A 14,390-nucleotide genomic window follows, 5' to 3' on the forward strand; every position below is an offset into this window, starting at 1 on the left:
AAACAAGACTGGAGTATGACGTTACGTCAGCCTTTAGCGTCCGCGGCATGGCATTCACGATCCTGCACACCCGACTGGCCGACCGAGGCGCGGCGCTGCCCGCGGACTGCCTGCGAATAGCGAACGGTCGCATCACGGCGATCGGCGGCCCGGAGATCGCCCAGCCGAGCGACACGCTCGTCGACGGTTCCGGCGCGACCCTGCTCCCGGGGCTGATCGACGCGCACGTCCACCTGGCGCCGGGGTGCGTCCAGCTCGCGGCGGCGTACGGCGTGACGACGCAGCTCGACCAGTTCAGCACGCCGGAGGTGATCGACCCGGAGACCCCGCGGTCGTCGTTCCGCACGTCCGGCATCGGCGCGACCGCGCCCGGCGGGCATCCGACGATCGCGTTCCCGCCGATCCCGTACGTCACCGGGCCCGGGGACGCGAAGCAGTTCGTCGCGGACCGGATCGCCGAGGGCGTCGACCACCTGAAGCTGGTCTACGACGACGGCTCCGGCGCGATGCTGAACATCCCGACGCTCGACTCACGCACCGTCCAGGCGCTGACCGACGAGGCGCATGCCCACGGGCTCTTGGTCGTCGCACATGTGTCGACGGCAGCCGGCGCGGTCAAGGTGGTCGAGTGCGGGGTCGACGTACTGGCGCATGTGCCGTCCGACCTCATGTCGCCGGCGGACATCGAAGCTGTGGCGGACGTAGCCGTCATCGCGACGCTGGGGGTCGCCGTCGACGGCTTCAACGGGCCGTCCGGACACCTGCCGCTGCTGGACGAGCCAGTGCTCATGGCGCGCATGCCCGCGCGCTGGAGACGAGTGCTGGACCACCAGTCCCGTCGCTGGATGCCGCCGGAACCACCGGACGGTACGGCGGCCCGCGCCAACACGCTCGCGCTGCACCAGGCCGGCGTACGCGTGCTGGCCGGTACAGACGCACCCAACCCCGGTTTGGTGTTCGGAGCCTCGCTGCACCGAGAGCTGGTCCATCTTGTGCGCGCTGGGCTCACACCGGCGGACGCGCTCGTGGCTGCAACCAGTGCACCGGCCGAGGTGTTCGGCCTGGCGGACCGGGGCCGACTGACAGTCGGTGCACGCGCAGACCTGCTGCTGGTCGACGGCGATCCACTGGCCGACATCACTGCAACCCAGCGGATTCTTCAGACCTGGGTCGGCGGAGAGCAGGGCGAGTACGACGACGAGCGAGAGCTGGCGAGCATCCGCTTCCTGGGAGAGACGACGGCTCGGATCGTCGCAGCTCTGAAGTCGCAGTTTCCGGGCTTCCCGTCGCCGGAAGACGTGGTACGCGAGGACGGGGAACTGCTGGGCCGCGTCGTACCGGTGACCGGCGGCTGGTTGCCGACGACTGTCTTCGGCGCGGAGCTCGGTCCGGTGAGCAGCCACGACAGCGCGGTCGAGACGGTCGAGCGAGAAGGGCTGGCGAGTCTCACCGAGACCTGGTGGGCGCGGACCGACGGGCCTTGGCTGGAGGCCGTGCTGACAGAGGTACAGCCGGCGCGGGTCCGGCTGCGCTGGAAGGACCCGCTGCTCGATCAGCCGCCGTCAGGCCGGTGGTACGACCTGACGGACATCGACCTGTCCCGTCACCCTCTCCCGACATAAGGCATGCCGGCCGCCATCACCGTCAGCGTGGGTACGGCGACCGACGTCGGCAGCTCGGCGATCCGCACGACGAAGTCGGCCACGATCTTCGGGTCGAACGTCGGCTCGACCGCGATCGAACCGTCCGGCTGGAGCACACCCTGCTCCATCCGGGCGGTCATCGCCGTCGCGGCGTTCCCGATGTCGATCTGGCACGCCGTGATCCCGTGCGCCCGGCCCTCCAGCTCGAGGCTCTTGGTCAGACCGGTGACGGCGTGCTTGGTCGCGGTGTACGCGATCCCCTGCGGCCGCGGCACGTGCGCCGAGATGGACCCGTTGTTGATGATCCGCCCGCCCTTCGGGTCCTGCCGCAGCATCACGTCGTACGCCGCCTGCGCGCAGAGGAACGAGCCGGTCAGGTTGGTGTCCACGACCCGCCGCCAGTCCTCCTCCGCGACGTCCTGCACGGCCGCGGCCGGTGAGCCGATGCCCGCGTTGTTCACCAGGACGTCGACCCGCTCGAGTCCGCCGAAGAACTCCCGCACCGCAGCACCGTCGGCCACATCGAGTACGACGTGCCGCACCGCCCCGCCCGCAGCGTCGACGGTCTCCTTCAGCTTCGCTTCTGTCCTGCCGGTCACCCACACCTGGAACCCAGCCGCCGCCAAGGCCAGCGCCATCTCCCGCCCCAGCCCTGACCCGCCACCGGTAACTACTGCGACCCTCGTCATGCCGTCACCCTTCTGCCTCGCCGGACTGCCGTCCAGGATGGCAGCAACGCCGCGGCGACCGCGGTGAGGACCAGCAACTCCAGCCACACGCCCTTGCCCAGTGGAGGCACCAGCTCCTCCGTCAGGTTCCAGGCCGCGTGCACCAGGATCGCGGCCGGCACCCCGCCCCGCAGACGCTCGCTCACGAACAGCATCACGAACGTCAGCGGGAACAGCTCCAAGAAGAACGTCAGCCCCTGCTGGGTGAACAGCCCGTCGTCGTACTGCCCTGTGCCGGGTAGGAAGTACAGCGGCATATGCCAAAGACCCCACGCCGCCCCCAGCACCGCGGTCGTCCCGAGCGGCCCGAAGTATGCACGCAGCCGCGGCTGCACGTACCCACGCCACCCGAACTCCTCCGACACCGGCCCCGCCAGGAACGTGTACGCCGCCGCGCCGAGCACCCCTCCAGCTCCCGCGACGACCGAGGCAGCGTGATCCGGCAACGCCGGGAGGTCTCCCATCAGTGCGGTGGTCACCAGCGGCGGCAGCGCACCCAGTACGACGGCGGCGACCGGCCACGCCAACGACCAACGGACGACACGCCGCCGCTCACGGTGCAGCAGCCACATCACCAGCGCGGCCAACGACGGCCCCCCGGCCGCCAGCGCGAAGACGAGCGAGCCCACCCCCTCGTCCGGATCGGCCCCCAGTACGCCGAGGACTCCCCACGGCACCCAGGTCAGAACCAGACAGATGACCCCGAACTCCACCAGCCGCCGTTTGATCACCGCCACAGCCTCGTGGCGCCACGGCAGTCGTACGAGGGTGCTGGACCGACCATCGCCGGGGAGGCCAGCACTACCTCGCGTCACAAAACGCCGGCCTGCACCGTCGCATTACTGCCCACACCCACGATTCGGCTGCAGAAAGTGATCACCCTGCAACAGAGAGTAAATGAGTGGCGGCTCAGTTGATGATCATGGAAAGTCATTTGCGTGTATCACGCAAGCATGTATATGCTTGCAGCATGCAAGTAAACGACGCGTACATCCCGGAGACCCCCATCGAGGGCGTCATGCACGCGTTCACCCGGATCGGGCGCCGGCTGAAGGCCAAGCAGCCCGGCGACACCATCGACCACAGCGCCCACGTCGTGCTGTTCGCGCTGCGCTGCAACGGCGCCCTGCGGCTGTCCGACCTCGCCGCGCGGCTGGAGCTCGACGCCTCCACCACGAGCCGGCACGTCCGGTCCCTGGAGCAGCTCGGCCTCGTCCGCCGCTCCCCCGACCCCGACGACGGCCGCGCGTTCCGCGTCGAGCTGACCGAGCAGGGCGTCGAGCAGTGGGAGGCCGGCGCCCGGCACCGGATGGAGCTGCTCAGCGCGGCCATGGAGGGCTGGTCCGAGGAGGACGTGCAGACCTTCGAGCGGCTGATGACCCGCTTCGCGGACGGCGTCGCCGCCCTCACCGAAGCCCCCAGCAGCGGCGCTTGGGCCGACAAGGGCTGGGCCGCGGTCGCACCACGACTGCAGCAGCCCGCCCCGGCAGAGCGCAGTACCGACAAAGACTCCACTGCCGGCGGCGACCCCGCTGACAGCGTGAACAACGACAACAACCTGGAGAGCACCAGATGAGCACCACAGAGCCCGCCACCGCCGGCGGCGCTGCACCAACCGACGGTGGTCCCAACTACCTGTCCCACAAGCAGATCCTGGTCGTCCTCGGCGGACTGATGGCGGGGATGTTCCTCGCCGCCCTGGACCAGAGCATCGTGGGCACGGCGCTGCCGCGGATCGTCAGTGAGTTCAACAGCCTGGACAAGCTGTCCTGGGTGGTCACGGCGTACCTGCTGACCTCGACCGCCTCCACCCCGCTGTGGGGAAAGATCTCCGACCTCTACGGCCGCCGCCCGCTGTTCATCGCGGCGATCCTCACGTTCCTCGCCGGCTCGGTGCTGTCCGCGATGTCGCAGAACATCGAGATGCTGATCGGCTTCCGCGCGGTCCAGGGCCTGGGCGCCGGCGGTCTGATGTCGCTCGCGTTCGCCACCATCGGCGACGTGATCCCGCCGCGCGAGCGCGGTAAGTACATGGGATACTTCGGCGCCGTCTTCGGCCTGTCCTCGGTGGCCGGCCCGCTGCTCGGCGGCCTGCTCACCGACGGCCCGGGCTGGCGCTGGATCTTCTGGATCAACCTGCCGATCGGTCTCGTTGCCCTCGGCATCGTCAGCGCCGTCCTGAAGCTGCCGCACGTGAAGCGCTCGCACAAGATCGACTACCTGGGCGCCGCGACCGTGGCCGCCGCCGTCACCTCGCTGCTGCTGGCCGTGTCCTGGAGCGGCCCGTCCAACGGCTGGGGCACCGGCACCACGCTGGCCCTGCTCGCGGGCTCCGTCGTGCTGGCCATCGCGTTCGTGTTCATCGAGCTCCGGGTCGCCGAGCCGATCATCCCGATGGACCTGTTCAAGGGCCGGATCTTCTCCGGGTACGCCGGGTTCGCGTTCCTGCTCGGCTTCGCGATGTTCGGTGCGCTGATCTTCCTGCCGCTGTACCTGCAGGCGGTCAAGGACCTGTCGCCGACCCGCTCCGGCCTGGCGCTGCTGCCGATGATCGTCGGCATCTTCTCCGCGTCGATCCCGAGCGGCCAGCTGATGAGCAAGACCGGGCGGTACAAGATCTACCCGATCATCTCCGCGGTGATGGTCAGCGGCGCGATGGTGCTGCTGTCGACGCTGAGCCTGAGCACGCCGTACTGGCAGCTGGCGATCTACATGTTCGTCATGGGCGCCGGTCTGGGTCTGTCGATGCAGATCACCGTCACCGCCGCGCAGAACAGCGTGCCCCGGCAGCACATGGGCTCCGCGACCTCGACGATGACGTTCTTCCGCTCGATGGGCGGCGCGATCGGTACGGCGGTGTACGGCGCGGTCCTGACCAGCCGGCTGAAGGTGCACCTGACCGACCTGGTGCCGCAGGCCGCGCAGGGCATGGTCGACAAGCTGGCCGACGCGGCGAACAGCGTGCAGGCACTGCACCTGCTCCAGCAGCCGATGAAGGGCTGGGCGCTGCACGGTCTGGTCGACGCGATGGACGACGTCTTCCTGGTCTCGCTGCCGTTCCTGGCGATCGCACTGGTCCTCGCGGTCATCACGCCGGAGCAGCGTTTGGCCGGCCGCAACGACGGCCCCAAGCCCGAGGGCGAGGAGTCGCTGGAGTCCTCCGCGGCCGCCGCGATGCACTGACCGGCGCTTGACCGAACCGATACCGAACTTCGGTTGACCTACCCGACAGCCGCCCTGGGAAGCTTCCCAGGGCGGCTGTTCTCGTTCTGTCCGCGGACAGGCCGGGAGCAGGACGTCCGCCTGACCCCTCCGGGGACTTAGTTTCGACACGTACCGCAACCGACAGGGACTGCCGCACGGATGAAGACACTTGACCGGCCGCTGGACGACGACGACCGCGCGATGGCCGATATCGCCGAGGTCCGCGACTGGCGACGCCTCGGCGGCCCGCACGCGGGCCAGACCGGACCGCTGCCGGTCCGCCGCCTGATCCGCCGGGTGAAGTCCGCGACGAACTGGAAGCCGTGGCCGATCAACCGCAAGACGGTCATCGACGAGCAGCTCGACGGCTGGGGTTTCCTGACCCGCCGCAACACAGAGCTCGCGGTGTACGACGACCAGGTGCTGCCGCACAGCCCGTTCAGCGGCTGGGTCGCGTTCGCCCTCGAGCCGGCCGACGTCGATGCCGCGGCCGCCGGGCTCGACGAGCACTGGCCGGCGAAATTCGACCTCGCCTGCCGGCACTGGGGACAGCCGTCGTACGTCGGAATCGAGAGCAAGACCGGTTTCGAGGACGACTGGGCCCCCGGCGCCGGCACCGACCGCCGGCACCTGGCGGTCTGGACGCCGCCGGGCGCGCAGATCCACCTGTACAGCAACAAACCGACGCCGAGGTCGACGTCGGTCGGCATCAACTATGTGGTGTACCTCAACGAGGAGGGGTCATGACAGCACTCGACGAGCGCCGGGCCGCCCGGACCGCGCTCCGCGACCAGATGGCGAACGGCGACGTCGCGCCGGCCACCGGACCGGAGAGCAGTGTGTCGCAGGAGGCCCTGACCCGGATCTCGCGGCAGGTCGCCGCGATGAGCGGGAACGGCCCGTCAGAACTGTCCCCCGACCTCGCCAGGAGCGTCCAGGCCGCAACCCTCCCCCGGGTCGCGCCGGGGCAGGCGCGGACCGGCGATGTGCACGGCTCTCGCACCGAGTCCAGCACCTTCGAAACCCGCAAAACCGACCGCGGCGGACCCGCCCGCTGACAGCGGATCAGACCGCTTTCCAGGGCTCATCGCCCTGCAGATGCTGACCCCGCTACCGCCGTACGGTTGCCGCCGACGGCTCGAGTACTGACGGAAGGAACAAAGCCCGGAATGAAAACCCAGGACAGGCCCCTCGACGAAGACGCCGCAGCGATCGCCGACTTCGCCGAGATCGCCGACTGGCGACCGATTGCCGGACCGGACAACGACGAGACCGGCCCCGAGGTGGTCAAGGCGATCGTCCAGCGCGTCACGTCGGTCACCGACTGGCAGCCCTGGCCGCTGCTGCCAGGACAGCAGATCGACGACGTGCTCGCCTCGTGGGGATTCACCACCAAGCGCGGGAGCACCGTCGTGGTCTTTCCCGGGCTCGCGTTCGCGGACGCCCGCAACAGCGGCTGGTCGGCGTACGAGATCAGCCCCGACGACATCCCGGCGGCCGAGGCCGGGCTCGACCAGGCCTGGCCGGCGATGCTCGACCTGGCGCGCAAGTACCTCGGCGAGCCGGACTATGTGGGCGACGACAGCCGCCCGCACTTCCTCGACGAGTGGCGCCCCGGTGCGGGCGCCGACAAGCGGCACCTGGCCGCCTGGGTCCGCCCGGGCGCGCAATTCCACCTGTTCAGCAGCAAGCCGACGCGGGACCCGCTGACCGAAGCGGTGGGCGTCACTTACGCGGTCTACATCGACTAGGAGTCCGAGATATGTCGCAGCCCACCGAAGGCCCGCAGCCGCAACGCACCTGGACCGAGACCCTGGACTGGCTGGCCAGCCAGCCCCAGCAGAACTTCGAGAACCTCGGCCGCCTTGCCGCGCTGGAGAAGGAACAGTTCGATCGCCTCATCAAGCAGGCCCAGAAGGTGCCGTTCAAGGACAAGGTGAACGACAAGGTCCTGAGCGCCACCGTTCGCGTCCAGGCGGTCTTCGACCGGGAGACGCAGCGCCTGAGCGACATGGCCGAGCGCCTGCAGAGCCAGGCCGGTCAGTACCTGAACGCAGGCCGCGAGTGGGCCGACCAGCAGATCCAGGCCGGTCGCCAATGGGGCGGCCAGCAGATCCAGGCCGGACGTGAGGGTCTGCAGGCCGGGCGTGAGTGGGCCGGTCAGCAGGCCCAGGCCGGTCGTGAATGGGCCGGTCAGCAGATCGACCGGGCCGCCGCGTTCGGCGGCCAGCAGATCGACCGCGCGGCCGCCTTCCGCGACCGGCAGATCGACCGCGCCACGGAGTTCGGCCAGCAGGCCGCCGGTGCGTACCAGGCCGGTGTCGAAGCGGCCGGCCGCGGCATCCAGGCCGGCCGCGAGTGGGGCGGCCAGCAGATCGACCGGGCCGCCGCGTTCGGTGGTCGGCAGGTCGACCGGGCCACAGAGCTCGGCGGACGTGCGATGGACGCCGGACGCGACCTCCGTGACCGGGCCGGGCGCTGGCTCCAGGCCCAGAAAGGCCGCGTCAGCAGAGCTTCCGAAGGCGCCCGCGCAACCATCGCGATGGCACGGTTCGACGGGAACATGCCGGGTGTGACAACGCAGGATCTGGCGCACCTGAGTCAGCAGCACAGCCGCATCATGACCGGCGGCACGCTGGAAGCCCGGCTGGCGGCCGCACAGGACGTGGCGCAGCGGCTCCAGTCCCAGATGGACGCTCAGACCGCGGCCCAGGCCCTCGGTGGTCTGGCACCGGCCGGGCAGGCCGTCAACCAGGGCCAGGGCACCCAGACCCCTGCGACCGAGCAGGCCGCCACCACAACCCTGCAGAAGAACGCCGACAACAAGGGCATCGGCAAGGGCTGATACCCGACCCGAACCCGCAGCGACGCCGCCGAGCCCGGCTCGGCGGCGTCTTGGCTTGTTCGCACGGCAGACTGGGCCCATGAATCCGCTGCAGACCCGGATGGCCACCGTCGGCCTGCAAGCCCTCGCCGACCGCGGATTCGTCCTCGCCGGCGGCTACGCCCTCCAGGCCCACGGCTACGGCCACCGCGAGTCCGACGACATCGACCTCTTCACCGACGACCTCGACCCGACGCATTTCACCGAGTCCGTCGAGCAGTTGGTCAGCGCCTATCAGGCGGCCGGCCTGCGCACCGAGGTCACCAGACAGGTCGCGACGTTCGCCCGGATCGTGGTGACCGACGTCGACGGGAGTTCGGCCAAGGCAGACCTCGGGACGGACCATCGGCAGTTGCCCCCGGCTACGACCGAGATCGGTCCGGTGCTCGCCGAGCAGGACGCGATCGGGAGCAAGGTCGGCGCCCTCTACTCCCGGCTCGAGCCGCGCGACCTCATCGACGTACAGGCGGTGCTGGACAGTGGGCGGTACGACGGTGACGGCTTGCTCGCGCTCGCCGACCGGCGCGAGGTGACACCGCTGGACCGGGAGATGTTCGCCGGCCAACTGCGCGCCGGCGCCCGGCTGCCGGATTCGGGCTTTCTGCAGTACGGCGCGACGCCCGAACTGATCGCCCGCATCCGCGACACGGCACGGCGGTGGGCCGACCGGCTGAACCGGCCGTCAGGAAAGATGGACGCATGAACGAGCCGCGCTACACCCAGCCCGGGGATTCGTACGCCTCCCGGATCCCGTACGTCGTCCCCGAGTCGCTCGACCAGCTGACCGGGCCGCGTAGCGGAATCGTGGAACTGCCCGTCTCGATCGTCTGGGGCGCACAGCGGATCTTCGACCTCGGCAACGTCGACGACCGGCTGTCCCTGTACAAGACCGTGCTCAGCGAGGCCTCGACGATCGACCAGCTCACCAGCCTGGTGAACAAGGACCTGCTGATCGAGCTCTGGCCCCAGCTGCACCTGCCGCGGTACTGCGTCCGCCGCTGGCACACGGCGTTCCCGCAGCTCGCCGAGATCGGCGCCGGCGGGATCTGGCAGTGATGGACGCCGACCACGCCCAGGTGGCCCGGATCGGGCTCGCCGCGACCCGCGACGACGGGTTCGCACTGGCCGGCGGGCAGGCCTTCAAGGAGCACGGGATCGGCATCCGGGAGCCGAACGACGTCGACCTGTTCACCGACCGGCAGACCGACTTCGACCAGACGATGAGCAAGTTTGAGACGGCGTACGGCGACGCGGGGTATCAGTTCGACCTGGTCGAGCGGTCCGGCGAGCACGCCAAGTTCACCGTGACCAAGGACGGCCGCAGCACCGAGGTGGACGTCGGCCGCGACTTCCGCAGCCGGCCGCCGGTCGAGACCGAGGTCGGGCCGATGCTGTCGGCCGAGGACTCGGTCGGCTCGAAGGTCGGGATGGTCTACGACCGTGTCGAGGCGAAGGCCTACATCGACCTCGAGGCCGCGGTCCAGTCCGGGCGGTACTCCCGCGACGACCTGCTGGCGCTCGGCGACGAGCGGGAGATCTCCGGGATGGACCGGGAGGGCTTCGCCTATCAGCTGGACCAGGCCCGGGGGATCCCGGACGCCAAGTACGCGGAGTACGGCTTGAACGCCGAGCAGACCGCGGCGCTCAAGCAGGACATGGGCAACTGGGCCGACCAGCTCCGGACCCGCGCGGAGAACCCGGACATGGACCGGGCGATGCGGCTCACCGAGACCGGGCAGTCCCGCGCCGGCTCCGGCCCCAGCAGCCTGACGCAGGGCGCGGCAGGCCGGACCGGGAAGTCGTTGAGCCAGGAGCGGTCGAAGGGCGAGCGGGGTAGTTAGTCGACGATCGGGGCGTCCTCGGTGGCTCCCTGGTGGTTGCGGCGTCTGGGGAGCGGTCTGGGGGGTTCGGGGTCGACGTCGTTGCCGGCCAGGTGGTTGACGATGGTGTTCAGGACGGCTGCGGTCGGGACCGCGACCAGGGCGCCGACGATGCCGGCGATGACCACACCGGTGGCGATGGCGAGGATGACCGCCAGCGGGTGGACGCTGACCGCGCGGCCGAGCAGGAACGGCTGCAGCACGTGCGCCTCGAGCTGCTGGACGCCGATCACGACCGCGAGCATGATGATCGCGACGATGGGGCCCTTGGCAACCAGCGCGACGAGGACGGCGACGATCCCGCTGACCAGGGCGCCGACGACCGGGATGAACGCGCCGACGAACACCAGGATGCCGATCGCGCTCACCAGCGGCAGGCCGAGGATCGCGGCCCCGAGCGAGATCCCGATCGCGTCGACCGCGGCGACGATCACCGTGGCCCGGACGAACGCGGTCAGCGACACCCACGCCTTCCGGCCGGACGAGTCGGCCTTGTCCCGGGCCCGGCGCGGGAACAGCCGGACCAGCCAGGACCAGATCTGTTCGCCCTGGTAGAGGAAGAAGAACAGGCAGAACAGCGAGATGAACAGCCCGGCCACCACGTGCGTCGCCGTCGTACCGACCGCCGCCGCCTGCTGGCCGAGCGCGCCGCCGGACGTGATCTGTTCGCGGACCTGCTTGAACAGGTTGGTGATGTCGGCGTCGGTCAGACCGAAGTTGATCCGGGCCGTGTCGCGGATCTTCTGCACACCCTCGCCGACCTGGTTGGACAGGTCCTCGAACTGCCCGGCGATCTGCGTGCCGACCAGCGTCAGCAGGCCGGCGAGCACGATGATCGTCGCGATCACCGTGATCCCGGCCGCCGGTCCGCGCGGCAGGCGAAGCTTCTGCAGGCCGGTGGTGACGGGCACCAGCAGCGCGGTGAGCAGGACGCCGACGGTCACCGGTACGACGACCTCGGACAGGTACCGCATCCCGTAGCCGATCACGCCGACGGCCGCCACGATCACGAGGAACCGCCAGGCCCAGGCGCTGGCGATCTCCATCGCCGGCGTCACGCCGTGATCCACCTTCTTCCGCGCCGCGGGCTCCGAAGGCACCGAGTGCGCCGCCGGCTCGGCGCTCGACGACTCCAGCACGTCGTTGTCCGCCACCGGACTCGACTCGTCACGGTCCTCGGCCCGGTCCCGCCCCGTCTCGCTCATCCCACCTCCGCAGGCTTGGTGATGACGAGACTAGTGCCCGGTGCGGCTGGTTCCATGAATGTGGGCGGCCAGGCCTTCGGCGGCCTTCGGGGCGTCGTCGGCGAGCAGGCCGACCGCGGCGAGCACGTAGTCGGTGTCGACGCACACCTCGGCGCGTTCCGGGACCAGCCAGCCCTCCGCCTGCGCGTTGGTCCCGATCGAGCCGAGGATCCGGGCCGCGACCTCGGGCGGGTTGTGCCGCAGCACTCCCCCGGACCCGACCAGCAGGTCCACCTCGCGCAGGTCCTTCCCGGACCGCTCGATCACGCGTCCGCCCGGCCCGAACACGATTCGCTGCCGTCCCGCATGCCGGCGCAGCGCGACCGTCGCGGCGACACTCGCCAGCGCCTCGTCGTACGACGCCTCCCGGTCACTGCCCGGAAGGTACGACGGGTCCGCGCGCCGGCGCTCGGCCGCCGCCTGCAGCTCGCCGGGATCCGCGACCAGTCCCGCCTCCTCGCCGGCAGCGACCACCGGTACGGCGCTCCAGCGCATCCCGAGGTCGCCCTCGACGGTCCTGGTGACCGGATGCGTCGCGACCACCTCGCGGCCGAGGTTCGCGTCCTCGGGATCGAGCTCGATGACCGAGTGCACATCGGTGGTCGCGCCGCCGATGTCCACGACCGCCACGTCCCCGTGCAGCGCGGCGAGCACCTCGACACCGCGCAGTACGACGTCCGGCGTCGCGGCACGCACCATCCGGGCGAACGACGGGTCCCGGGACAGGTTCTTCCCGCCGATCACGTGCGCGAGGAACATCTCCCGGATCGCGGCGCGGGCGCTGTCCGGCGCGAACACGCCGATCTCCGGTACGACGTTTTCCGCCAGCACATGCGGGACTTCCGCCGCGGTGAGTGTTTCGGTGATTTCCGCCTGGGCGTCGATGTTGCCTGCGACAACTACCGGTTTCCGCCAGCGGTACTTCGCCAGCGTCTCCGCGGCCTTGAGCAGGACGGCCGAGTTGCCGCCGTCGGTCCCGCCGAGCAGCAGCACGACGTCAGGGCGGTCCTTGCGCAGCTCCTTCTGACTCGTCGCGGTCAGCCCGCCGCTGACGACCGCCACGACGCGTCCGCCGCTGGACAGCGCGACCCGCTTGCCCGCCTCCGCGGTGACGAGCTCCTCGTTGCCCACGACACCGATCCGCAGCCCGCCGCCCGCACTCGAACAGGCCAGCACCTCGGCGTCCCGGACGCCCCGATCAGCCGCTTCCAGGACAGCACGGCACGCGTGCCAGCCGTCCAGGACGTCGGTGCCGATCGTCGTGCGGTGCTCGGCCCGGGCGACGAGCTCGCCCGAGCCGGAATCCACCGCGACCGCCTTCGTGAAGGTCGACCCGAAGTCGACCGCCACCACGAGACTCACCCGTCACCACCCAATCCGCCCACGCCGCCCGATCCCCCCACAACCCGCCCCTCCCCCACAACCCGACCCCCACGCCGCCCCATCCCCGCCGGCCTTGAGTGGTTCACCTCGGAGATTGCCCCTTCACCCGGCTGCATGCACGCTGTGAAGGGTCAGACTGGAAGGTTCACCCCTCAAACGTTCCGGGGCGCGGGGGCGGGGGTGGGGTCAGGACAGGGCGTGTTCGAGGTCGAGCAGCAGGTCGTCGATCGTCTCGATGCCGACGCTGAGCCGGATCAGGTCCGCCGGGACCTCCAGCGGGGTGCCGGCGACCGAGGCGTGCGTCATCTTGCCGGGGTGCTCGATAAGGGACTCGACGCCGCCGAGCGACTCACCGAGGGTGAAGACCTCGGCCTTGTTGCAGATGTCCAGGGCCTGCGCCTCGCCGCCGCCGACGCGGAAGCTGACGATCCCGCCGAACCGCTTCATCTGCTTGGCCGCGGTCTCGTGGCCGGCATGCCCGTCCAGGCCCGGGTACAGCACCTGGGTGACGGAGTCGTGCCGCTGCAGGAACTCGACGACCCGCTCCGCGTTGTCGCTGTGCCGGTCCATCCGGACCCCGAGCGTCTTGATGCCGCGCAGCACCAGCCACGAGTCGAACGGGCCGGCGACGGCGCCGATCGCGTTCTGGTGGAAGGCGATCTTGTCCGCCAGCTCGGCGTCCCGCACGATCAAGGCGCCGCCGACCACGTCGGAGTGGCCGCCCATGTACTTGGTCGTCGAGTGCACGACCACGTCCGCGCCGAGCTCCAGCGGCTGCTGCAGGTACGGCGAGGCGAACGTGTTGTCGACGACCAGCAGCGCGCCGGCGTCGTGCGCGATCTGGGCGACGATCGCGATGTCCGCGACGTTCAGCAGCGGGTTGGTCGGGGTCTCCAGCCAGACGACCTTCGTCTTGCCGGGCTGGATCGCGGACCGGATCGCCTCCGGGTGGGTGACCGCGGCGGGCGTCATCTCGACACCCCAGTTGCTCAGCACGCGGGAGAACAGCCGGAACGTGCCGCCGTACGCGTCGTCGGGGAACACCACGTGGTCGCCCGGCGCGCACACCGACCGGATCAGCGTGTCCTCGGCGGCCAGGCCGCTGGCGAACGCGAAGCCGCGGGTGCCGGCCTCGATCGCGGCCAGACACTCCTCGAGCGCCGTCCGGGTCGGGTTCGCCGAGCGCGAGTACTCGTACCCGTTGCGCAGGCCGCCGACGCCGTCCTGCTTGTAGGTGCTGGTCGCGTAGATCGGCGGCACCACCGCACCGGTGGTCGGGTCGGGCTCGTTCCCGGCGTGGATGGCGAGCGTCTCGAAGCCGTAGTGGTGTTCCTTGTTCACCGGACCAGCGTACGGCCTGGTCTGCTGTGCTCCCGCACGCCGTCCGGGAGCCGGCCGATCGGGTGGATCCGAGTTGTCCACAG

General features: G+C 70.2%; 15 protein-coding genes. 10 read left to right on the top strand and 5 right to left on the bottom strand.

Going from position 1 to position 14,390, the window contains the following annotated elements; all coding sequences use genetic code 11:
* Nucleotides 1–47: 47 nt before the first annotated feature.
* Nucleotides 48–1,622, top strand: coding sequence for an amidohydrolase family protein (locus tag AB0L64_RS35770; protein WP_363717421.1), 1,575 nt, complete (start codon nucleotides 48–50; stop codon nucleotides 1,620–1,622).
* On the opposite strand, the gene AB0L64_RS35775 is transcribed toward AB0L64_RS35770, so the two are convergent.
* Both AB0L64_RS35775 and AB0L64_RS35780 read right to left on the bottom strand, forming a co-directional pair.
* On the bottom strand, nucleotides 1,604–2,332 hold the full coding sequence (locus tag AB0L64_RS35775; RefSeq protein WP_359926418.1) for an SDR family oxidoreductase: 729 nt from the start codon (nucleotides 2,330–2,332) through the stop codon (nucleotides 1,604–1,606). The two genes, AB0L64_RS35770 and AB0L64_RS35775, sit on opposite strands and share 19 nt — an antisense overlap.
* Complete coding sequence (locus AB0L64_RS35780) at nucleotides 2,329–3,102, bottom strand: type II CAAX endopeptidase family protein (RefSeq protein ID WP_363717422.1); 774 nt, start codon at nucleotides 3,100–3,102, stop codon at nucleotides 2,329–2,331. Before AB0L64_RS35780 ends, AB0L64_RS35775 begins: the two co-directional genes overlap by 4 nt.
* Nucleotides 3,103–3,341: 239 nt before the next feature.
* Between AB0L64_RS35780 and AB0L64_RS35785 the strand changes: the two genes are divergently transcribed.
* From AB0L64_RS35785 to AB0L64_RS35825, 9 genes are all read left to right on the top strand, one after another.
* The gene (locus AB0L64_RS35785) at nucleotides 3,342–3,947 is read left to right on the top strand and encodes a MarR family transcriptional regulator (RefSeq protein WP_363717423.1); all 606 of its coding nucleotides are present in this window, start codon (nucleotides 3,342–3,344) and stop codon (nucleotides 3,945–3,947) included.
* Entirely contained in the window at nucleotides 3,944–5,554 is a 1,611-nt protein-coding gene (locus AB0L64_RS35790) for an MDR family MFS transporter (protein ID WP_359926426.1), read from the top strand. The genes AB0L64_RS35785 and AB0L64_RS35790 overlap by 4 nt, the downstream gene beginning before the upstream one ends.
* Nucleotides 5,555–5,734: 180 nt before the next feature.
* Complete coding sequence (locus AB0L64_RS35795; RefSeq protein ID WP_363717424.1) at nucleotides 5,735–6,322, top strand: hypothetical protein; 588 nt, start codon at nucleotides 5,735–5,737, stop codon at nucleotides 6,320–6,322.
* On the top strand, nucleotides 6,319–6,633 hold the full coding sequence (locus AB0L64_RS35800) for a hypothetical protein (protein WP_363717425.1): 315 nt from the start codon (nucleotides 6,319–6,321) through the stop codon (nucleotides 6,631–6,633). The genes AB0L64_RS35795 and AB0L64_RS35800 overlap by 4 nt, the downstream gene beginning before the upstream one ends.
* Nucleotides 6,634–6,744: 111 nt before the next feature.
* A complete protein-coding gene (locus tag AB0L64_RS35805) occupies nucleotides 6,745–7,326 on the top strand; it encodes a hypothetical protein (RefSeq protein ID WP_359926434.1) in 582 nt (193 codons plus the stop codon).
* 11 nt (nucleotides 7,327–7,337) lie between these two features.
* Nucleotides 7,338–8,420, top strand: coding sequence for a hypothetical protein (locus AB0L64_RS35810; protein ID WP_363717426.1), 1,083 nt, complete (start codon nucleotides 7,338–7,340; stop codon nucleotides 8,418–8,420).
* A 79-nt stretch (nucleotides 8,421–8,499) separates the two neighbouring features.
* A complete protein-coding gene (locus tag AB0L64_RS35815; protein WP_363717427.1) occupies nucleotides 8,500–9,162 on the top strand; it encodes a nucleotidyl transferase AbiEii/AbiGii toxin family protein in 663 nt (220 codons plus the stop codon).
* Nucleotides 9,159–9,515, top strand: coding sequence for a transcriptional regulator (locus tag AB0L64_RS35820; RefSeq protein ID WP_363717428.1), 357 nt, complete (start codon nucleotides 9,159–9,161; stop codon nucleotides 9,513–9,515). Before AB0L64_RS35815 ends, AB0L64_RS35820 begins: the two co-directional genes overlap by 4 nt.
* A complete protein-coding gene (locus AB0L64_RS35825) occupies nucleotides 9,512–10,300 on the top strand; it encodes a hypothetical protein (protein WP_363717429.1) in 789 nt (262 codons plus the stop codon). The genes AB0L64_RS35820 and AB0L64_RS35825 overlap by 4 nt, the downstream gene beginning before the upstream one ends.
* On the opposite strand, the gene AB0L64_RS35830 is transcribed toward AB0L64_RS35825, so the two are convergent.
* From AB0L64_RS35830 to AB0L64_RS35840, 3 genes are all read right to left on the bottom strand, one after another.
* Nucleotides 10,297–11,544: an AI-2E family transporter gene (locus AB0L64_RS35830; RefSeq protein ID WP_363717430.1), complete on the bottom strand. Its 1,248-nt coding sequence runs from the start codon at nucleotides 11,542–11,544 to the stop codon at nucleotides 10,297–10,299. The genes AB0L64_RS35825 and AB0L64_RS35830 overlap by 4 nt on opposite strands.
* A gap of 30 nt (nucleotides 11,545–11,574) precedes the next feature.
* A complete protein-coding gene (locus tag AB0L64_RS35835; RefSeq protein ID WP_363717431.1) occupies nucleotides 11,575–12,945 on the bottom strand; it encodes a glutamate mutase L in 1,371 nt (456 codons plus the stop codon).
* A gap of 207 nt (nucleotides 12,946–13,152) precedes the next feature.
* Entirely contained in the window at nucleotides 13,153–14,307 is a 1,155-nt protein-coding gene (locus AB0L64_RS35840) for a cystathionine gamma-synthase (RefSeq protein WP_363717432.1), read from the bottom strand.
* Nucleotides 14,308–14,390 lie beyond the last annotated feature (83 nt).

The sequence above is a fragment of the Kribbella sp. NPDC051936 genome, assembly GCF_040680955.1.
GTDB lineage: Bacteria > Actinomycetota > Actinomycetes > Propionibacteriales > Kribbellaceae > Kribbella.